This window comes from Microbacterium sp. STRO-1N (genome assembly GCF_057748015.1).
In genome coordinates, this window is the sequence record NZ_CM173234.1 from 154,427 (window position 1) to 175,219 (window position 20,793).

Below are 20,793 nucleotides of genomic sequence, written 5' to 3' on the forward strand. Positions count from 1 at the left end.
CCGACCAGTCTTGCATGCGAAACCGAGGACCCGCCACGGTTCCGCCCGGTAAACTGACACGGACCTGCCCGCCTGAGCCCTGAGGCCGACGAGCCATTGAGGAGCCGCCTATGCTGACGCTCCTCGCGGTCTTCCTCCTCTCGTCCCTCGTCCTTCCCGCGCTCGTGCGGTGGCTCGGTGCACAGGCCTTCGCGATCGCCGCGCTCGTTCCGGCAGCGGCGTTCGTCCACGCGCTCGTCCTCACCCCGCAGGTGCTCGACCCCGACACGACGCCGTTCGAGTCGATCGCGTGGATCCCTCAGCTCGGCCTTGATCTGTCGATGCGCATGGATGTGCTCGGCTGGGTCATGACGCTCATCGTCACCGGCGTCGGGGCGCTCGTGCTGCTGTACTGCCGGTGGTACTTCCACGACAGCGCCGCCGGACTCGGCCAGTTCGCCGCCGTCCTGCTCGGATTCGCCGGTGCGATGTACGGCCTGGTGCTGACCGACGATCTCGTCATGCTCGTGATGTTCTGGGAACTCACCAGCATCCTGTCGTACCTGCTCATCGGCCACTACCGCGGTCGTGCGGCCAGCCGTCGTGCCGCTCTGCAGGCGCTGCTGGTGACGACCCTCGGCGGGCTCGTCATGTTCGTCGGTGTCGTGCTGCTGGTGGTGGATGCCGGAACCTCCAGCATCTCGGCCATGCTCGCCGCGCCGCCCACCGGGCCGATGGTGAACGCCGCGATCGTGATGCTGCTCGTCGGGGCGCTGAGCAAGTCGGCGATCTTCCCGTTCCACTTCTGGCTCCCAGGCGCCATGGCGGCGCCGACTCCCGTCAGCGCATATCTGCACGCGGCAGCCATGGTGAAGGCCGGCATCTACCTCATCGCGCGCTTCGCGCCGATCTTCGCGCTCAGCGAGCCGTGGCGCCCGATCGTCATCTCGCTCGGCGTCTTCACGATGCTGCTCGGCGGTTTTCAGGCGCTGCGCGAGACCGACCTCAAGCGCATCCTCGCGTTCGGCACGGTCAGTCAGCTCGGCTTCCTCAGCGTCGTCATCGGCTACGGCACTCAGGCCGCAGCCCTCGCCGGCCTCGCCCTCGTCATCGCGCACGCGCTGTTCAAGTCGGCGCTGTTCCTCATCGTCGGCGTGATCGACCGGCAGCTCTCCACCCGAGACATCACCGAGCTCTCCGGCGTCGGTCGGCAGGCGCCGGTGATGGCCACTGCCGCCTTCATCTCGATCGCGTCGATGGTCGGCATCGTGCCGACCATCGGCTTCGTCGCGAAGGAATCCGCCCTCACCGCCCTGCTCGACGACGCGCTCGCCGGATCCGCCTGGGGCATCGTGGCGATCGTCGGAGTCTCGCTCGGGGCCGTGCTCACGGCGGCCTACGGCATCCGATTCCTGTGGGGCGCCTTCTGGACCAAGCGCGACGCGCAGGGCGATCGGATGCCGGACACACCGTGGCCCGACCCCCCGGTGGGGTTCCTGTCTGCGCCCATCATCCTCGCCGGCGCGACTCTCGCGGTCGGCATCGGCGCCCCTGCGGTCGATATCGCCCTGCATGGATATGCGATCACCGCCCCTGAGGGGGTCGGCGGCGAGGGCCCGGGTCATCTCGCGCTCTGGCACGGGTTCGAGCCCGCACTCGCCATCTCGGTGCTGTCGATCCTGCTCGGATTCGGCGTCTTCGTGCTGTCCAGGAGCACGGGGTGGGATCGCAAGCCGCGGATCCTGCCGTTCACGGCATCCGACGCGTACTACCTCGTCACCCGCAGCGTCGACCGGCTGTCCGTCTTCACCACCTCGCTCACGCAACGCGGTTCGCTGCCCGTCTATGTCGGCACGATCTTCATCGTCCTCGTCGTGGCCGAGATCACGGCGCTGCTCGCCGCCGACGTCGACCAGCTCAATCTGTCGGCCTGGCACACTCCGACCCAGGTGGTCGTCGCGCCGATCATGGCGGCCGCTGGCATCGTCGCGGTCCGGGCGCGCAAGCGCTACACCGGCGTCGTGCTGGTGTCGGTGACGGGCCTGGGTATGGTCGTGCTGTTCGCGACCAGCGGGGCGCCCGATCTCGCACTCACGCAGATCCTCGTCGAGACCGTCACGATGGTCACGTTCGCGCTCGTGCTCCGGCGCCTGCCCGCGCGGATGGGCGAGCACAACGCGTCGGTCGGACGCGTCCCCAGGGCGATCCTCGGCATCGCGGTCGGCGTCACCATGGCGCTCATCGCGATCGTCGCGACGCAATCGCGGGTGGCCGATCCGATCTCGATCATCTTCCCCGATCTCGCGTACGACCTCGGCCACGGCAAGAACGTCGTCAACGTCGCCCTCGTGGACCTCCGCGGCTGGGACACCATGGGCGAGCTCTCCGTGCTCGTGCTCGCTGCCACGGGCGTCGCCTCGCTCGTGTTCGTCACGCACCGCGCCGACCTGCTGGCCGCCACGCGCACGCTGCCGAGGTCGACGCGTCGCAAGGCCCGTCTCAACCCGCTCGTGGAGACCACGGACGGCGTGCGGTTCCAGACCGCCGAGAACCGCAGCGCACCGCGCGCCTGGCTCATCGGCGGGCAGAAGATGAAGCCGGAGAACCGGTCGATCCTGCTCGAGGTGATCGTCCGCATCCTTTTCCACACGATCATCGTCGTGTCCATCTATCTGCTGTTCGCCGGCCACAACAGCCCAGGGGGCGGATTCGCCGGCGGCCTCGTCGCAGGCATGGCGCTCGTCATGCGCTACATCGCCGGCGGACGCTGGGAGCTGGGCGCCGCCGCGCCGACGGATGCCGGTCGCCTGCTGGGTGCCGGACTCATCGTCGCGGTCGGCACGGCGGTCATACCGCTGTTCTTCGGGCTGTCGCCGTTGACGAGTTCGTTCTGGGAGTGGGAGATCCCGCTCATCGGCCATGTCGAGTTCGTCACCTCGACGATCTTCGACATCGGCGTGTACCTCGTCGTCATCGGGCTGGTGCTCGATGTGCTGCGCAGCCTCGGCGCCGAGGTCGACAAGCAGGCGCTCGAGATGCGCGCGCGGGGGGTGAACGTCTGATGGACGTCTCGCTGACCCTGATCCTCGTCATGGCGGTGCTGTTCGCGTGCGGTGTCTACGCGATGCTCGAACGCAGCCTGACCCGCGTGCTCATCGGCTTCCTGCTGCTGGGCAACGCGACGAACCTGCTGCTGCTGATCGTCATGGGCGTTCCTGGCAACGCGCCGTTCCACGGCGAGACCGACGTGAGCGATCCGCTGCCGCAGGCGCTCACCCTCACCGCGATCGTGATCACCTTCGCCGTGTCGGCGTTCCTGCTCGCCCTGATCTACCGCTCCTGGCAGCTGGGTCAGGCCGACACGCTCGAGGACGACGAGGCCGACATCGCTCTGCGCGAGCGCACGGATGCCGACGAGGACGTCCTCGACGACGAGGGCGACGTCGAGGACGAGGAGGCGACGACCGACTTCGTCGGCCTGCAGACCGCGCCCATCACGGTCCTGCACGCGCGCGACCATCCGTCGATCCACGACGACGCACCCGTGGACTCCCCGTACGGGGCCCGCGGGCCCGATGACGACGAGGAGGGCCGCCCATGAGCGCCCTCGTCCCTCTTCTCGTCGCCCTGCCTCTGCTCGGCGCCGCCATCACGCTCGTGTTCGGGCGCAGCCCGCGACTGCAGATCTTCGTCACCGCGGCCACCCTCGCCGCGGTGGCCGTGATCGCCGCCATCCTCCTCGTCGTGGTCGACGGCGGCGAGCCGCTCGCCGTCTCGGTCGGCGGGTGGCCGGTGCCGTTCGGCATCATCCTCTACGTCGATCGACTGGCGGCGCTTCTCGTGCTGGTGTCGAGCGTCGTCCTGGTCGCCGTTCTGCTCTTCTCGATCGGCCAGGGCGCGGCGGACGGCACCGACGAGACCCCGATCTCGATCTTCAACCCGTCGTATCTGATCCTCGCCGCCGGCATCTTCAACGCGTTCATCGCCGGTGACCTGTTCAACCTGTACGTCGGGTTCGAGATCCTGCTGGTCGCCTCCTACGTGCTGATCACGCTCGGCAGCACCGAATCCCGCATCCGCACCGGTGCGGTCTACATCGTCGTGTCGCTGGTGTCGTCGATCCTCTTCCTCGCGTCGATCGCCATGATCTACGGCGCGCTGGGCACCGTGAACATGGCGCAGATCGCCGAGCGGATGACCGAGCTCCCGCAGGAGACGCAGCTCGTGCTGCATCTGATGCTCGTCGTCGCGTTCGGGATCAAGGCGGCGATCTTCCCCGTCTCGTTCTGGCTGCCCGACTCGTACCCGACCGCGCCGGCACCGGTCACGGCGGTGTTCGCCGGATTGCTGACCAAGGTCGGCGTCTACGCGCTGATCCGCACCGAGACGCAGCTGTTCGCCGAGAACAGCATCGACACGCTCCTGCTGATCGTGGCGTTCGCGACCATGATCGTCGGGGTGCTCGGCGCGGTGGCGCAGGCAGAGCTCAAGAGGATCCTGTCGTTCACGCTGGTCAGCCACGTCGGCTACATGATCTTCGGCCTCGCGATCGTGTCACCGGCGGCCGTCGGCGCCACGGTCTACTACATCGTCCACCACATCGTCGTGCAGACCACGCTGTTCCTCGCGGTGGGACTCATAGAGCGAAGAGCCGGCAGCACCAGCATCCTGCGGGTGAAGGGCCTCATGAAGGCGGCGCCCGTCCTGGCCGTGCTGTACTTCGTCCCCGCGATCAACCTCGGCGGCCTGCCCCCGTTCTCGGGTTTCATCGGCAAGTTCGCGCTGTTCGAGGCGGCCGCGTCGGTGGGCACGCCGATCATGATGGTGCTCATCTTCGGCGGCATCATCACCTCCCTGTTGACGCTGTACGCGCTGATGCGCGCCTGGAACCTCGCGTTCTGGCGCGAGGAGGAGGACTCCAGCGAGACCGAGGGGCGCATCTCGTACCTCGGCAACGCCCCGGCCGCCGACGAGCAGCAGGAGCGCCGGCGCATCCCGAAGATCATGACGATCGCGACCGGCGGCATGGTCGCGGTCACCGTCGCGCTGACGGTGTTCGCCGGGCCCCTGTACGCGCTGTGCGACCGCATCGGCGACGCGCTGCTGCAGCCGGTGAGCCTCGTGCAGCTGGAAGAGGAGGTGGACCCGTGACCCCCGACACGCGCCGCGGCCTGTTCCAGGCGGTCATGCTCCAGCTGCCGTTCCTCGCGTGGCTGGTCGTGCTCTGGATGCTGCTGTGGGCGCAGTTCACCGTGCTCTCGTTCGTCTCTGGACTCGTCGTCGCCATCTTCGTCACGCGCGTGTTCCGCCTGCCGACGGTCGAGCTCAGCGGACGGATCAACCTCTGGTACGCGGCGCTGTTCCTCGCGCAGTTCCTCTTCGCCGTTCTCCGCGGCGCGCTCAGCGTGACCGTCCAGGTGTTCGACTTCCGTCACCAGCCGGGGGCGGCGATCATGGCGGTTCCGCTGAGGTACGCGGACGACCTCGTGATGACGCACGTCGCGGTGACGTCGTCCCTCATCCCCGGCTCGCTCATCGTCGAGGCGGATCGTGATCGCTGCATCCTCTACCTGCACGTGATCGGCGTGCGCAACGCCGCCGACGTCGACCGGCAGCGCGAGCAGGTGCTGCGCTGGGAGCGGCGCATCGTGCGCGCGCTGGGAAGTCCGGCGCAGTACCGTGCACTCAAGGACGACGAGCGAGCGCTCGCCGCGCACGACGGACGGGCGGGAGGTCTGCGATGAACATTCTGCTGATGGCGATCATGGTGGTCTTCGGCGTCGCCGCGATCCTGACGGTGATCCGGATCGTCCGAGGACCATCGATCCTCGACAGGGCCGTGGCCTCCGACGTGCTGCTCACCGAGGTGATGTGCGTGCTCGGCGCCGAGATGGCGATCAACGGGCACACCCGCAGCATCCCGGTGCTGCTCATCATCGCCGCGGTCGGAGTGTTCGGCTCCATCTCGGTCGCGCGGTACGTGGCGAGAAGGGACAACACGACCCCATGAACGTCTTCGGTCTCGAGATCCCCGACGTCGTCGTCGACTGGGCCGTGCTCATCCTGATCCTGGGCGGCGCGCTGCTGTGCCTGTCTGCGGCGGTCGGGCTGCTGCACTTCCGCGACGTGCCTTCACGGCTGCACGCGGCGACGAAGCCGCAGGTGCTCGGGCTGTTGCTGATCTGCATCGCGATCGCGCTGTCGCAACGGTCGATCGGCGGAATCCTCATCGGTGCCGCGCTGGTGGCCCCTGTGGTGCTGATGCAGTTCGCCACCGCCCCGCTCTCGGCGCACATGGTCGGACGGCAGGCGTATCGCAACGGGACGACCGACCAGCGTCATCTCGTCGTCGACGAACTGGCGGATTCCAAGCAGACCCCGCCCGGCGCGGGTTGAGCGGAGGAGAGCGGATGTCAGCGCCCGCAGGGTGGTACGACGCAGGGACGCCAGGCCGTCAGCGGTGGTGGGACGGAATCCAGTGGACGGCGAACGAGCGCGCGGTCCCGCCGGTCGCTCTGCCGATGGGCTGGTACACCGTGCCAGGCACGTCGGACGTGCGGTGGTGGGACGGCGCGATCTGGACGCCCTATCGCGTCAGGGACGGCAGGCCGAAGCCGGATGCCTTCGCGGTCGAGCCGGCGGCGACCGGCATCGTGCTCGGCATCGTGTTCCTCGTGCTCGCTGCGATGCAGCTGTCCACTCGAATCATGTCGGGCAACGACGCCTTTGCGCTGACGACCATCCTCATGGCAGCAGCCGGGGCGGTCTGGCTCATCGGCGGCATCACCACGAAGGGTCTGCGCCGATTGCCCGCTCCGCAGGGTCCGCCCTTCGCGGACGTCGCCGTGCGCCCGCTGCCCGGCGATGTCGAAGGGCCGGGTGCCGGGTGGTATCCGGTCACGGGGCAGGTCGGCCGCTGGTGGACGGGCACCCGCTGGAGCTGGTACGTCGGCATGAAGATCGGGGTGCGGCCAGGGCATTTCGGCCCGCGCGGCTATCTCATCTCGATGATCGCTGGGTGGATCATCGCCGCGATCGCGGTTCTCGCGCTCGTCGTCGGTGCGCTCGGCATCGGCCTGGCCTCGGCGGGAGAAGAGGCCATCGGCGGGGTTCTCGCGTTCCTCGGCATCCCGTTCGGCGTGATCTTCGCGGGACTGGCGGTCTTCGTCCTGCTGCTCACGCGCTCCCGGCGGTACGCGATGGTGCTTCCGGAGGTGCCGCCGCCGGTGCGCTGACGCGCGGTTCACACTGCCGCTCGGGGCCGGAGCACAGTGTGTCAGACGTCGAAGCGCACGGGGGAGAACCGCGCCAAGTTCCGCTCGGCCGCTGCCGCCATGTCGTCTCGGCCGGCATCAGAGGCTGCGCTCACGAGTGCCGTAGGCGAGCCCTGCAGGATTCTCGCCACGGTTCTGAGGCGCTCGGCGATGTCCTCGTCATCGATCTCCTCGCCGGTCGGGGCGCCGTGCGCCGCGTCATCGGGACGGGCATCGGGGGCGATCAGTTGCAGTGCGCCGGGAACGTCGCGGCCGACACCGGCCAGTAGCCCGAAGATCGATCTCGGGCTGGTCTGGTACTCGTTGGCGATGGCCTCGAGCGCACCCGGATTGTCGGGCAGGAGGCCTTCGAGATAGGGGCGGGCTGCCCGTTGCTTGTGTGCCGTGAGCGTGCGCGGCATCGAGAGCGAGAGGGGAGTCCGCATCGTGGCCTGCTCGCCGTAATGGAAGGTGATGGCCCCGCCTGACGATTGCTGAAACTGTCCCACGTGCATGCCATCGAGGTACGCGTCGAGTTCAGGCATCCGTCGCTCTCCTCTGCACGACGACGTCGAGGTCGAGCGCCTCGCACGCCGCGAGGTAGAGCTGGAAATCGAACCTGCTCTTGCCGTTCTCGACTCGTTGAGCCACTCGCGCGAGACGCGGGCCCGACGGGCGACCGCGGCCTGCGACAGACCCTGCTCCGTGCGGCGGGCGCGCAGTGCGGCCCCCGCCTCGGCCATGGACTGCACTGTCGTCACGATGCGACTCCCGTCAATGTGGGCGATCAACCACATTCTCAAATGTGAGCGATCGTCCACATTTGCATAAGTGGACGTTCGGCCACAAAGGAACATCGCACGATGACGTTCACACGCGTGCGGCGAAGTCCTGGATCAGCCGGGCGGCGGGTTCCGCGTCGCTGATGAGGGTTTCGTGGCCGTGATCGCGGATCACGGCGAGCTCGGCGCTCGGAATGCACTCGAGGATCTCCTGGCACCAGCTCATCGGAGCCAGCGGATCGCTTTCGCCGCGAAGCACGAGTGCCGGACACCGGATGCGTCGGTACGCGTCCTCCGGCTCGTGCACGATCATCGCGCGCATCTTGCGGATCAGATGGGGCCCTCCGCGCAGGTACTCCCTGGCACCGCGCCAGAGCACGGTAGGGGACTCTCCGAGGAGGTCCCACAGCAGGTACCCCGCCTGCGCGGTGATCGTCCGGGCGGCACTGTTCACCGAAGGGCCCGCGAGGACGACACCCGCGACGAGGTCCGGATGCCGTGCAGCCAGTTCCGCGGCGATCTGGCTGCCCATCGAGTGACCGATCACGACGGCATCCGTGATGCCGGCGGAGCGCAGGTAGGCGGCGACGAGATCCGCGTGCCTGGCCATCGTCAAGGTGCGCTCCGGCTCCGGTGCCTCCCCGAAACCGGGAAGATCGACGGCGACGACCCGTCCGTGCAGCCGCTGGGTCAGATCGAGGTAGACGCTGCGGCCCATGCCGATGCCGTGCAGCAGGACGAACGGGCGCCCCTCGCCGAACGTTTCGACGATCAGCGTCGCGCCGCCGTGATCGAACTCATCGACGGTGGCGGGGACGCCCTCCGGGGCGAGCAGGCGGGTCGGCATATGAGGACGATATCCGACGGGCGGTGTCTGCCGGTCGTGTGAGACTGGTGTGTGATCTCGCAGGACCCTTCCGCCCCCACCAGCACGAAGCCGAGCCTCAGCGCACGCATCGGTCGTTCGCTCGAAGACCCGGTGCTGCGCGCGCTCGTGGCATCGACGGCGGTGTCGCGGATCGGCCGCGGCGTGTTCCTGTCGGTCACGGTGCTGTACTTCACGCTGATCATCGGCCTGTCGGCCGGTGAGGCGGCCGTCGTGCTCGCCGTCTCCAGCGCGTTCGGCGTCCTCGCGTCTTTCCTCGGCGGCTGGCTCGCTGACCGCTGGAGCGCCCGTCGACTCACGTTCGCCTTCGAAGCGCTCGGTGCGGTTCTGCTGGCGACGTACGCGTTCGCGGACACGTTCATGGCCGCACTGGTGATCGCCACGCTCGCCGGATTCTTCGACACGATCGGCCATTCGTCGCGGTCGGCCATCATCGCCCGCGGGTTCGCCCCTGATAAACGCGTCCATGCGCGTGCGGTGCTGCGCACCGTCACGAACCTGTCGATCGCGCTCGGGTCAGGCATCGCTGCGATCGCGCTGGCGCTCGGAACCCCCGAGGCGTATCGGGCCGTCATCGTGGGGGCCGGTGTCATCGGCATCCTGGGCACTCTGCCGCTCCTGCGTCTGCCGGCTTCGGTCGACGCGCCGACGCGCGCCGTCGAGCCGGTGCGGACCGAGACGGGGTCGATCGACACCCGGAACACCGCGGATGCCGCGCGCGTGGCGCGCCTCGACTGGCGCCGCCGCTCCCCGTGGCGGGACCGCCGGTACCTGCTGCTCACCCTGCTGTCCGCGATCTTCGGCATGCAGTTCGGCGTCGCCGAGCTCGGCGTGCCGCTGTGGATCACCGAGCGCACCACCGCTCCTGAAGTCGTGGTCGCCGCGATCCTGATCCTCAACACCACTCTTGTGGTGCTGTTCCAGGTGCGGGCCTCCCGTGGGACGCACGATGTGCGCGTCGCCGGACGCGTCACGATGATCGCCGGCTGGCTGATGGCGGCGGCCTGCATCGTGTACGCGCTCGCGGCCGGCCTGCCGACCTGGTCGGCCATCGTCATCCTGCTCGCCGCCGCGGTGCTGCACACCTTCGCCGAGATCCTGTCGCAGGCCGGCGCATGGGGGCTCAGTTTCGAACTGGCCGACCCGGTTCGCGCGGGTGCGTACCAGGGAGTGTTCGGCATGGGATTCTCGGTCGGCGCGCTCGCCGCACCGATCGTCGTCAACGCCACCGCGATCACGTACGGGTCCGTCGGGTGGGTCGTGCTCGGCGTGGTCTTCCTCGGGTCGGCGGCGGGGATCCGATGGATCGCGCGGCGGGCGGCAGCGGGACCGGAACGGGATCATGGTCACGCGAACGGCGACACCGCGATGGCGGAACCCGCCTGAAGCGTGACCGGAGAGGCGGTCGCGATCTCCGCCGGTGGCGGGCTTCCGGCCCCATGGCGGTTCCGAGATGCGCTTCGGTCCCGCACGGCATACGTTTACCGAGAGGAACGGAGCACACTCGTGTCGCACACCACTCTCGACGGCGGTACCGCCGAAGCCGTCTTCGCCGAAGCGCGCTCGGCCGAGCTGTGGCGCGCGCCGATCCGGAACCGGTGGGTCGCCGAGCGCGCCCGGCTCTTCCTCGACCGCGCACTCGCCGAGGCCGGCACTCCGATTCCCTGGTGGGGGTTCTCCGACTACGCGCGCTTCGACGTGACCGGCGACCGCCAGGCGTTCGAGGACCTGTACTTCGATCGGCGTCGACGCCTGTTCGCCGCCGCGATCGGTGCGCTGCTCAGCGACGAGGTCCCGATCTCGGCGACAGAGGACGTTCTCTGGGCGATCTGCGACGAGTACGCCTGGGCCCTGCCGGCGCACATCTTCGAGCTGTCCTCTCCGGGTCCGGAGGTTCCGCACGACGAGAGCATCGATCTGTTCGCGGCCGAGACCGCCTTCGCGCTGGCCGAGATCTGCACGCTCCTGGGCGACCGCCTCCACCCGCTCGTCATCGCGCGGGTCCGTCGTGAGATCGAGCGCCGCGTGCTCACGCCGTTCCGTGAGCGGACGTGGCCCTGGGAGAGCGTCGAGACGAACTGGTCGTCCGTCTGCGCCGCGAGCATCGGCATCGCCGCGATGCACCTCGAGGCCGACGGACTCGAGGGGATTCTCGATCGCTGCACCGCCGCGATGGATGCTCTGCTCGCCGGATACGGAGACGACGGCATCTGCGTCGAGGGTCTGAACTACTGGAACTACGGCTTCGGGCACTTCGTCTACTACGCCCAGGCGCTGCGGCAGCGCACCGGCGTCGACCTCTGGAACGGCCCGCAGCAGGAGAAGATCACGGCGATCGCCCGCTATCCGCGCGGCGTCTCCTTGGGTGGACGAGCGGTCGCGGCGTTCTCCGATGCCGAGCCGTACGGCATGGTCGCCCCCGCGCTGGCCGGGCTGGTCGAGTCCAGGGATCCGTCTGCTGCGGTCTCCCGCGAGTTCTGGTCCCCTGGCGGCTGGTCGCACAACTGGGGCCCCGTGATCCGGCAGTTCGTCTGGGCGCGCGACGCCGCCGACGAGGTTCCGGATGCCGCGGCATCCACAGCCTGGTTCCCTGATGCCGAGTGGCTCGTGGTCCGCGCAGCGTCCGGAGGGAACGAGTTGGGCTTCGCCGCGAAGGCCGGGCACAACGACGAGCCGCACAATCACAACGATCTCGGGTCGTTCGTGCTCGCGGTGAACGGCGAACCGCTGCTGAGCGAGCTCGGCATGGGTTTCTACGACGGGGCCTACTTCCAGCTGGACACCCGGTATGACAGCATCTCCGCGGGATCGCAGGGACACAGTGTGCCGATCCTCGGCGGCACGCACCAGCGCCACGGACGGGATGCCGAGGCGATCGTCGTCGAGACCGCGCCGTCGGACGGACGCCTGGTGCTCGACCTCACGTCGGCCTACGAGGTTCCCGGGCTCCGGCGAGTGACCCGCGCCCTGACATTCGCGGACGCGACGCTCACCATCGACGACGAGTTCGCCGCCGAGGATGCCGTGGAGATCGTCGACCGACTCGTATCGCTGTTCCCGATCGGCCTCGAAGGTGACGCCGCCATCATCCGCGGCGCGCACGGCGCCCTGCGGGTCACGTGGTCGGACGGGTGGGAGCCGCGCACCGGCGAAGCCGGGTTCCGCACGCACGACGGCGATCCGGCCACCGCGCACTTCCTGGACCTCGTGCGCACCGCCGCCGATGCCCGGTGCACGATCACCGCCCAGCTCGTTCGTTGAGCGAGGACGGCGGAGCCGCCCGAGTCGAAACGCGGGGACTGCTGATCAGCGGTGACCGCGTTTCGCCTCGCCTCCGGCTCGCTCAACGAACGAGGGGAGGCTCCTCAACGAGGGGCGGATCAGCCCTTCGGCCGCAGCACCAGCGTCTCGACCGTCGCCGCATCCACGGCGTCCGCTGAGAACGCCCAGTGCCGCTGCACGCCGGCCGCCCAGTCCGCGGTCTGATCCGTGTAGTGGTCATCGAAGGCGTGCCCTGAGGCGCCGGTGAGGTGGATCCAGCTGGATGCATCCAGATCGGACATGTCCACGACCATCCGCATGGACGGGACCGTCGTCGTCGCGTACGACTCGCCGAGCTCCCACCCGGTGGCGTTCACGATCGACGGGCCGCCGCCGACTGTGTAGGGTCCGCGGTTGAACAGCCACTCGATCGGGGCGATCCCGGACGAGCCGAGGGTGTCGCTGACCAGGCTGAGGGCGTGCAGGCCTCCCCAGCTCCAGCGCGACGGCGTCTCGCCCTGCAGCCCTGCGAGTTCGTCGTACGCCTGCTCGGCCGAGAGCTTCAGCATCGCGTCCATGCCGTCCACGTCGATCGCCTCGTTGACCCAGAGAGGGTCGGCAGGATCGTCGAGCATCCCGCCGACCACCGCGAACAGACGGCTCTGGCTCCCCAACGGCAGCGGCGTCTCGCGATTCGCGAAGATGTTCTGCGCGAGGTTCGACCACAGCACGTTCGCGTACGCCGCCGCGGCCGACGTGGCGCTGTTCTGGGCATCCCAGGTGCGCAGCAGCGAGACGGCGGCCTGCGGGCCCTTGCCGTCGACCTCGATGCCGCCCATCGCCGTGGCCAGCTGCTTGCCGATCCACATCTCGTTGTCCATCTGGATCTGGCGCATGTCCTGTGCGGTGAGCGGTGCCGCTGCTGCGCGCCGTTCGATCATGTGCGCGATGCGCGCTGCGCGGTAGCCGTAGTCCCAGTCGCGCGAGAGGAAGTGCGAGTAGTCGTCCGTGACGATCGCGTTGTTCGCGGTGACGATGTATCCCGATGCCGGGTTGTACGCCACGGGGAGCTCCTCGAACGGAATGAACCCTGTCCAGTCGTACGCGCTGTCCCAGCCGGGCTGCGGCAGCCAGCCGTCGCCGGCGCCGCGCGTCGGCAGTCGCCCGGGGGTCTGATAGCCGATGTTGCCGTCGACGTCCGCGTAGATGAGGTTCTGCGCCGGAACATCGAAGAGGGATGCGGCATGGCGGAAGTCGTCGAAGTCCTGCGCCGTGGCCAGCGCGAAGATCGCGGTCGAGGCGGTGCCGACGTCCAGCGCCGTCCAGCGCAGGCTGATCGCGTAGTCACCCTCCGGGACCTCCGGCGCACCGGCCAGCGGAAGCACCGTGCCGCCGGAGCCGACCACAGGATCGTCGGCGACCTCGGTGAAGTCATCGGTCAGGCCGGAGATGATCGGGCCGTGCACGGTCTCGCGGATCGTCAGGGGGACGTCGGCGGCACCGGCGACCCTGATCGTCTCCTCGCGGACCTCCAGCGGCACGAGCTGGCCGTCGCGCCAGTACGAATCGCCGTCGACGCGCTCGACGTAGAGGTCGGTGACGTCGGTGGTGAGGTTCGTGAATCCCCACGCGACCTGGGCGTTGTGCCCGATCACGATGCCGGGCAGGCCGGAGAACGAGAAGCCGCCCACGTCGAACGGACACTCCTCGGTGACCTCGGAGCACTTCAGCTGCACCTGATACCAGACGCTCGGCAGCGAGGCGCCGAGGTGCGGATCGTTCGAGAGCAACGGCATCCCCGATTCGGTCAGCGAACCGGAGACGACCCACGAGTTCGAGCCGATGCCCTCACCCACGTCGCCGACGAGCAGGCTCGCGGCTTCGATGACGGAGTCGGCCTCCTGCCAGTCCACCGTCGTCATGGCGGCCTGGGCGTCGGCCTCGCCGTCGGTCGGGGCCGTGTACGCGGCCGGCTCGGCCGTCGTGTCGGAGCCGAGCGCGGGGACGGTGGAGATCTTGGGAACGATCACCGGGTTCTGCTCGAACGGGTATGCCGGATACAGCTTCTCCAGCAGTGTCTGCGTCGTCGCGGCATCCGTGCCGTCAGCGCCCAGCTGGGATGCCAGGATCGCACGCTCGGTCTCGTCCTCGATGTTGGTGCGGAGGTCCCATGCCATGGCCTTCAGCCAGGCGACGGAGTCCGCCGGCTCCCACGGCTCGACTTCGTAATCCGGATTCTGGATGCCGAGCACGGCGTACTCCAGGCTGAGATCGGCGCCGCTGCGCGTCGCGAGATACGCGTTCACGCCGTCCGCGTACGCCTGGTAGTAGCCGAGCGTGGTCTCATCCATCGCCGCGACCTCTTCCTCGGCGACGTCGCGCCAGCCGAGTGTGCGCAGGAACATGTCGGTCGCGACCTGCGATTCGCCGAACATCTCGGCCACCCGGCCGCTGGTCACGTGCCGGCGGAAGTCCATCTCGAAGAATCGGTCCTGCGCGTGCACGAAGCCCTGGGCGTAGAAGAGGTCGCCGGAGCTGTCGGCCGTGATGGTCGGGATGCCGGAGGCGTCGCGCTGCACGCTCACGGTCTCCGACAGACCGTCGAGCTCGACCGTGCCGGAGGTCTGCGGCAACGAGCGGCTGATCGTCCACGCGACGAAGAATCCTGCCACGACCGCGATCACGACCAGGGCGGCGATCACGGCGAGCAGGGCGGTGCCGATGCGGCGCCCGACCGAGCGGCGTGGTGCCGCGGGGATGGCCTCGTCTGTCGTCATCGTCAGGGGTTCCTTCGGGTAGGGCTGTGAGACCCGGTTTCACCGGATCGGGGTACGCGTGTCGGGTCACGCGCACCCCGAATCATACCTATCTCCTCTGCGATGGCCGCATTCACATGAGCTTCGTGGAGGCCAGGGCGCTCAGCAGCTTCTGGTTGAACGCGATGAGCGGCAGACGCAGCACCAGGCCGAGCAGCAGGGCGGGCACGATGAAGGCCGCCAGCAGGCCCAGCGAGACCCAGTAGTCGTTGTCGTAGATTCCCGCGATCGCGGAGCGCATCGCGTTCACGGCGTGCGTGGCGGGCAGGAAGGGGCTGACGTTCTGGAACCACTGCGGCAGCAGCTGCAGGGGGTAGGCGCCGCCGGAGCTGGAGATCTGCACCACCAGCATCAGGACGGCCAGGGCCTTGCCGGCGTTCCCGAAGGTGACGACGAACGTGTAGATGATCAGCGTGAACACCATCGACATCACCCACCCGGCCAGGATCAGCAGGAACGGATGCTCTGGTTGGACCTGCGTGAAGAAGATGCTGCCGAGGCACACCAGGGAGCTCTGCAGGAACCCGACGAATGCGAAGATGCCGAACCGGCCGAGATACGTCTGAGCGGGCGAGAGGGCGGGCAGGTCGGAATCGGGTCCCTGCGGGGGATCGATGCGGATCGACACCGAGATCAGAAGGGCGCCCACCCAGAGCGCGAGCACGGTGTACAGCGGCGTCATCGCCGCACCGAAGCTGACGACGGAGTAGACCTCCACGCGCTCCAGGGCGACGGGCTCGGCGAGATGGGCGGCGAGAAGGTGCGGGTTGGCTCCGATCACCTCGGTGAGCTCCGAGAGGTCGCCGGTGTCGATCGCGGTCTGCAACGCCGCTGCGAGCTCGTCGAAGCGGTCAGCCGCGTCGGTGAGCGAGCCGGACATCTCCGTGCTCAACGACTCGGCGTGCTCCAGCACCGCGCCGAGCGAGCCCGCTCCGGACAGCGAATCCGCCACGGCGGAGAGCTGATCGCCGACCGAGTCGACGTCGTCGCCGATGGTCGCGAGCGTGTCCGCGAGCTGGTCGAGCTGCGGCTGCAGGCTGTCCTCGTAGGCGTTCTTCGCATCCGCGACGGCGGCTTTCGCGCTCGCGACGAGCGCGGTGATCTCGTCGTGGGTCGCCTGGATCTCGGCATCCGTCCCGGTGATATCCGTGGCGGCGGTCTCCAGGCGGTCCTGCAGGTCCTGCTGCCGTGCGATCGCCGCATCGATCCGCGAGACGGCCCGGTCGAACGTGTCCAGCGTGGCGTCCGGCAGCAATGGGCGGACGTCGTCCACGAGCGCGTCGCGCAGTCCCTGATACTGATCGATCTGCGTCTGCACCCGTGTCGCCGCTGCGCTGATCGCACTGCTCGCGCTCGCGGAGGACGAGCTCAGCGACGCGAACACGTCGTCGATGCTGTCCGCGACCGCCTGGTAGCCGTTGGCGGTGCCCGCCAGCGCATCTCCGAGGGATGCCGAGGTCGATCGGAGGACATCCTTCAGCGTCCTGGCGGCATCCGTCCCGCTGCCCAGCGCGCCGGTCGCGTCCTGCAGGGCCTCACGGGATCCCGCCGCCAACTCCGCCGCGCTGTCGGCCAGCGGGCGGCTCGACGCGATGAGCGAGGTGAACATGTCCGCCGTGGCCGATGCGGCGCGCAGCTGCGCGGCCGCCTCGCTGACGTGAGCCTGCAGGCGCGTGAGCACGGCCTGGGTGTCCGCATCGTCGAGATAGCCGGACAGCGACGTGATGATGTTCATCCCGACCTCGCTGAGCGTCTCGGTGAACGCCTCATTGATCGTGGTGGTGACCTCGCTCGCACCCTGCTCCGTGATCTTCGGGGCGAGAGCGTTCTTCTTCTCGTTCGTGTAGTACTCGATCTCGGCGTGCTCCGATCCGCCGGAGTAGAACGTCATCATGTCGGCGCTGAAGGTCGGCGGCAGCACGATCGCGGCGTAGTACTCACCGGACTTCGTTCCGTCGATCGCGTCGTCCTCGGACGTGATCACCCAGTTCAGATCATCGTTCGCGCGCAGTGCGGACACGACCTGCTCACCGACATTGATCCGCAGCGGCATCAAGTCGCTCTGATAGCCCTCGTCGGTGTTGGCGACGGCGACGGTCAGGTTCTCGGTGTTCCCGAACGGGTCCCAGCTCGCGATCACGTTGAACCAGGTGAACAGCGAAGGGATCACGACGAGCCCGAAGATCACGATGACGGACATCACGTTGCTCATCGCCCGGCGAAGGTCGAAGCGGAACACCTGCAGGATGCTGTTCATTCGCGTGCCTCTCCTTCCGCCTGGTCCGAGTGCTCGGGCTGTTCCGCCGGTTCCGCCTGCTCCGGTTCGCCTGACTCGGGCTCGACCGTGGGCACCGCCACGGTGGCGTTCTCGTCCTCGGCCCGGCCAGGGTCCTCGGCGACCTCGTCGGTGGCGAACAGATCCTCGATCACGGCGGTGTCCTCGTCGGAGTCCGCGGTGTCCACGGCATCCGGTCGCTCGAGGACGGCCGTGCGCGCGGACGAGGCGACCGCGGCCGCGGTTCCGGCGCCGGTCCCGGTCGCCGGAAGCAGCAGCGGATCGTGCTCGTTCTCGACGACCAGCGCCCGGCGCAGGTCCTCCTCGGGCATCTCGCCCGTTTCGGCGGCGAGCTGGATGCTCTGCCTGATGTATTCCAGGGCGACCAGGGCGGCGATGAGGATCAGGCACCACAGCGCACCCAGCCCCAGGACCGTCGCCTTGGCATCCGGAAGCAACCAGGCGGACAGCGCGAGGATGGCCAGGCCGGCGGCGCCGACGACCAGCGCGAGGCGCAGACGGGCCGGATACCGTTCGGTGAACCGCTGGGCTCGTGCGGCGACTTCCGCGCGGTATCCGTCGCCGTTGGTCAGCGCGCGAATGATCTCGGGCGCACGACGGCGACCGGTGATCTGCACGTCCTCGCTCACCAGCAGCTCGGTCTCGGCGAGACGACGGTTGAACAGCAGCGCGAAGTTCCCCAGCCGGCGGCGAAGGAACAGTCCGAGTGCGAACGCCAGCGCGACGAAGACGGCCAGGGCCCCCATGTCCCGCCAGTAGTGGCCGTCGTAGAACCCGCTGACGGTCTCGCGCAGCGCGTCGATGCCATATGTGAACGGCAGGAACGGGTACAGCCCGCGGAAGAAGTCCGGCATCATCTCGATCGGGTACAGCCCCGATGCCCCGGGGATCTGGAAGATCACCAGCAGGATGCACAGGCCCTTGCCGACGTAGCCGAAGCACACCGAAAGCGCGTAGATGATGCTCAGGTAGGACAGGCCGATGAGCACACCGGTCCCGACGAACGCGAACGGATTCACGGTCTGCACGCCGATGACGAGGTTGCCTACGCACACGAGCACCGCCTGGAAGACGGCGATCGCGGCCAGCAGCATCCAGCGGCCCAGGTACGCCTGGCGGACGGAGACTCCCTCCACCCCCTCGGTGTCGACCTCGAGTCGCATGATCACCATCAGCACGAAGGCGCCGATCCACAGCGACAGGTTGGTGAACAGCGGCGCCATCGCCGAACCGTAGGTCTCGGTGGGGAACAGCACGTTCTCGTGGACCTCGACCGGGGAGGCCATGAACTGGGCGATCTGCTCGGGGTCGAGTCCGCCGATCGTGCTGAGTCGATTCCAGATCTCCGCGGCGCTGAGCGCCAGGACGTCGGTGCGCACACCGCTCAGACCGGATTCCGCTGCGGCGAGGTTGCCGTCGAGGGCCGCGAGGGCGTCCACGTTCGTCGCGAGTTGAGCGTTCAAGCTCACCAGCAGGCCCTGCGCCTGCGTCACCTGGGTCTGCTGCGCATCCAGTGCGGCCGAGAACGCGGATGCGCTGGCGGACAGCGCCGACATCGCACTGTTCAGTTCGGGCACGCTCTGCGTGAGCACGTCGCGGATCGCGCTCGCCGAAGTGGCCGCGTCGGCGACGGCGGAGTCGATGGTGTCCGAGGCGGTGGCGACCGAGTCGATCGTGGCCGAGATGTCCGCGTTCAGCTGCGTGAACTGGTCGAGGATCTGCTGGTCGGCGGCGTTGCGCTCCTTCAGCGCGTCGATGGCCTCGCCGAGCTTCTGCGCAGCGGGCGAATCAGGGTCGGTCTCGGCGAGGATCGTCCGCAGTTCGTCGAGCGTGGTGGCATTCGCCTCGACCACGGCCGATACGTCCTCGATCGCGGCGTCGATCGTGACGGTGGCCTGCTGCAGGCTGGTCGACAGCGTCGCGATCGCGGTGTTCATCTTCACGGAGGCATCGGCGATCAGGGTCGCACCGTCGACGTATGCGGACGTGACCTGGTCGGTGAACGTCAGCAGCTCGTGCTGCGCCTCTGCCGCGATCTGCTGCGCCTGGGCGACGCCGTCCTGCACGTCGTCGAGTGTCGTGGCGACGCCACCGAGTGCCGATGCGGCGAGGTCGAGCCGGCCCTGGGCATCGGTCAGCCCGCGCTGCAGCTCTGCGATGCTGCCGCGCGCGGCGGTGATCTTGGCCACGGCGTCGTCGAGGGCGGTGATGGTGCTGTCGCGCGCCGTTCCGAGCTGCTCCTCGGCATCCGCACCGGCGCTCTGCAGCTGTTCGGAGACGACCTCGGAGACGGTCGAGACGAACGTGCTGTTGATCTGCGTCTCGATCGTCGATGCGCCGACATCGGTGATCTTCGGCGCGATCGCGTTCGCCTTCTCGTTCACGAAGTATCGGATGACGGGCTGTTCGAACTCGCCGGTGGTGATGCTGAGGAAGTCGCGACTGAAGTCTTCGGGGATGATGATCGCCGCATAGCTCCGGCCGCTCCGGACGGCATCCATCGCCTCGTCCTCGTCGACGAACTCCCAGCCGAGCTGGTCGTTCTTCTCGAGCTCGCCGACGAGTTCGGCGCCCACGTCGATGTCTCCGGTCAGCTCGGAGGTGGCGCCCTCGTCCTGATTGACGATCGCGACGCTGACGTTCTGCGTGTGCGAGTACGGGTCCCAGAACGCCACGATGTTGAACCACGCGTAGAGGGATGGCGTGACGATGACGCCGACGATGATGATCCACGCCTTGCTCACTCGTGCGAGGCGTCCGAGGTCGCGCCGGAACACGCTCCACGCGTTGGGCGTCATGGCTTCTCCGTCCCGACGAGCTCGGGGTGCGACGCGAGCAGATCGTCCGTTTCGCGCCACGAGAGTCCTGCGATGCTCAGCACCGAACGTACCGCCAGATTCTCGGCGCCGGTACTGGCGGCATCCGTGCGGGACACGACCGTGCGGGCCATCTCCTCGATGAGCCGAGCGACCGTGGGCGCGGGAAGGTCCGAGCGGAGACTGCCGTCATCCTGGCCGCGGCGCACGAGGCCGGCGACCGTGCGACGCAGAGGAGCCAGCGCCTGAGCGGTGTCGGCGACGTGCGCTTCATCGAGCGCGAGCGCGGCGGCGACCTGCACGTGCGCGGCTTCCTGCCACAGGCGCGAGGCCAGGCGGGCGAGGGCGATGCGGGGATCGGGATCGTCGATCGAGGCGGCGATGGCGTTGAAGCGCTGCGCGCCGTTCGCGATCAGTTCACGGATGAGCGCTTCACGGTCGTCGAAGTGTCCGTAGAGGGTGCGACGCGACAACCCGGCGCTGCGGGCGATGACGTCGACGGAAGCGTAGGGGTCGTTCGCCAGCGTGTGGCGGGCCGCGTCCAGGATGCCGGCGCGGTTCTCGACGGCGTCGCGGCGAGGTGCACGGGAGGTCATGCCTCCATGCTAGTTAATGTGCACACTCATGTGCAAGATAACTCAACGGATTCTCAGCAGCCGGCCGCCCAGAACGACGAAGGGGCGGATGCCGCAGCATCCGCCCCT

Annotated in this window: 15 protein-coding genes; 9 read left to right on the plus strand and 6 right to left on the minus strand. The window is 68.5% G+C overall.

Annotation, left to right across the window (positions count from 1 at the left end; genetic code table 11):
• Positions 1–110: 110 nt before the first annotated feature.
• The 7 genes from AC3ANJ_RS00820 to AC3ANJ_RS00850 are packed head-to-tail and all read left to right on the plus strand — an operon-like array spanning position 111 to position 7,214.
• Positions 111–3,041, plus strand: coding sequence for a Na+/H+ antiporter subunit A (locus AC3ANJ_RS00820; protein ID WP_488317780.1), 2,931 nt, complete (start codon positions 111–113; stop codon positions 3,039–3,041).
• Positions 3,041–3,580, plus strand: a complete 540-nt coding sequence (locus tag AC3ANJ_RS00825; protein WP_488317781.1) for a Na(+)/H(+) antiporter subunit C — start codon at positions 3,041–3,043, stop codon at positions 3,578–3,580. The genes AC3ANJ_RS00820 and AC3ANJ_RS00825 overlap by 1 nt, the downstream gene beginning before the upstream one ends.
• A complete protein-coding gene (locus tag AC3ANJ_RS00830) occupies positions 3,577–5,130 on the plus strand; it encodes a Na+/H+ antiporter subunit D (RefSeq protein ID WP_488317782.1) in 1,554 nt (517 codons plus the stop codon). Before AC3ANJ_RS00825 ends, AC3ANJ_RS00830 begins: the two co-directional genes overlap by 4 nt.
• Positions 5,127–5,723 (plus strand): Na+/H+ antiporter subunit E, encoded by a 597-nt coding sequence (locus AC3ANJ_RS00835; protein WP_488317783.1) that lies wholly within the window; start codon positions 5,127–5,129, stop codon positions 5,721–5,723. The genes AC3ANJ_RS00830 and AC3ANJ_RS00835 overlap by 4 nt, the downstream gene beginning before the upstream one ends.
• Positions 5,720–5,989 (plus strand): MrpF/PhaF family protein, encoded by a 270-nt coding sequence (locus AC3ANJ_RS00840; protein WP_406247745.1) that lies wholly within the window; start codon positions 5,720–5,722, stop codon positions 5,987–5,989. Before AC3ANJ_RS00835 ends, AC3ANJ_RS00840 begins: the two co-directional genes overlap by 4 nt.
• Positions 5,986–6,375 carry a monovalent cation/H(+) antiporter subunit G gene (gene mnhG, locus AC3ANJ_RS00845; RefSeq protein ID WP_406247743.1) on the plus strand — a complete coding sequence of 130 codons (390 nt, stop codon included), beginning with the start codon at positions 5,986–5,988 and terminating at the stop codon, positions 6,373–6,375. Before AC3ANJ_RS00840 ends, mnhG begins: the two co-directional genes overlap by 4 nt.
• A 14-nt stretch (positions 6,376–6,389) precedes the next feature.
• Complete coding sequence (locus AC3ANJ_RS00850; protein WP_488317784.1) at positions 6,390–7,214, plus strand: DUF2510 domain-containing protein; 825 nt, start codon at positions 6,390–6,392, stop codon at positions 7,212–7,214.
• 41 nt (positions 7,215–7,255) lie between these two features.
• Here AC3ANJ_RS00850 and AC3ANJ_RS00855 read toward each other — a convergent pair whose 3' ends face one another.
• Together AC3ANJ_RS00855 and AC3ANJ_RS00860 are read right to left on the minus strand one after the other, a co-directional pair.
• Positions 7,256–7,777, minus strand: coding sequence for a HipA N-terminal domain-containing protein (locus tag AC3ANJ_RS00855; protein WP_488317785.1), 522 nt, complete (start codon positions 7,775–7,777; stop codon positions 7,256–7,258).
• Positions 7,778–8,102: 325 nt separating this feature from the next.
• Positions 8,103–8,861: an alpha/beta fold hydrolase gene (locus tag AC3ANJ_RS00860; RefSeq protein ID WP_488317786.1), complete on the minus strand. Its 759-nt coding sequence runs from the start codon at positions 8,859–8,861 to the stop codon at positions 8,103–8,105.
• A 51-nt stretch (positions 8,862–8,912) separates the two neighbouring features.
• Between AC3ANJ_RS00860 and AC3ANJ_RS00865 the strand changes: the two genes are divergently transcribed.
• Both AC3ANJ_RS00865 and AC3ANJ_RS00870 read left to right on the plus strand, forming a co-directional pair.
• Complete coding sequence (locus AC3ANJ_RS00865; protein WP_488317787.1) at positions 8,913–10,286, plus strand: MFS transporter; 1,374 nt, start codon at positions 8,913–8,915, stop codon at positions 10,284–10,286.
• 120 nt (positions 10,287–10,406) lie between these two features.
• Entirely contained in the window at positions 10,407–12,161 is a 1,755-nt protein-coding gene (locus tag AC3ANJ_RS00870; protein ID WP_488317788.1) for a heparinase II/III domain-containing protein, read from the plus strand.
• Between the two features lie 119 nt (positions 12,162–12,280).
• Here AC3ANJ_RS00870 and AC3ANJ_RS00875 read toward each other — a convergent pair whose 3' ends face one another.
• The 4 genes from AC3ANJ_RS00875 to AC3ANJ_RS00890 all read right to left on the minus strand — a co-directional run bounded on the left by AC3ANJ_RS00875 (position 12,281) and on the right by AC3ANJ_RS00890 (position 20,685).
• Positions 12,281–14,938 carry a penicillin acylase family protein gene (locus AC3ANJ_RS00875; protein ID WP_488317789.1) on the minus strand — a complete coding sequence of 886 codons (2,658 nt, stop codon included), beginning with the start codon at positions 14,936–14,938 and terminating at the stop codon, positions 12,281–12,283.
• Positions 14,939–15,050: 112 nt separating this feature from the next.
• Positions 15,051–17,234, minus strand: coding sequence for a YhgE/Pip domain-containing protein (locus AC3ANJ_RS00880; protein ID WP_488317790.1), 2,184 nt, complete (start codon positions 17,232–17,234; stop codon positions 15,051–15,053).
• A complete protein-coding gene (locus AC3ANJ_RS00885; RefSeq protein WP_488317791.1) occupies positions 17,231–20,071 on the minus strand; it encodes a YhgE/Pip domain-containing protein in 2,841 nt (946 codons plus the stop codon). The genes AC3ANJ_RS00880 and AC3ANJ_RS00885 overlap by 4 nt, the downstream gene beginning before the upstream one ends.
• Complete coding sequence (locus AC3ANJ_RS00890) at positions 20,068–20,685, minus strand: TetR/AcrR family transcriptional regulator (RefSeq protein WP_488317792.1); 618 nt, start codon at positions 20,683–20,685, stop codon at positions 20,068–20,070. The genes AC3ANJ_RS00885 and AC3ANJ_RS00890 overlap by 4 nt, the downstream gene beginning before the upstream one ends.
• Between the last annotated feature and the right edge of the window lie 108 nt (positions 20,686–20,793).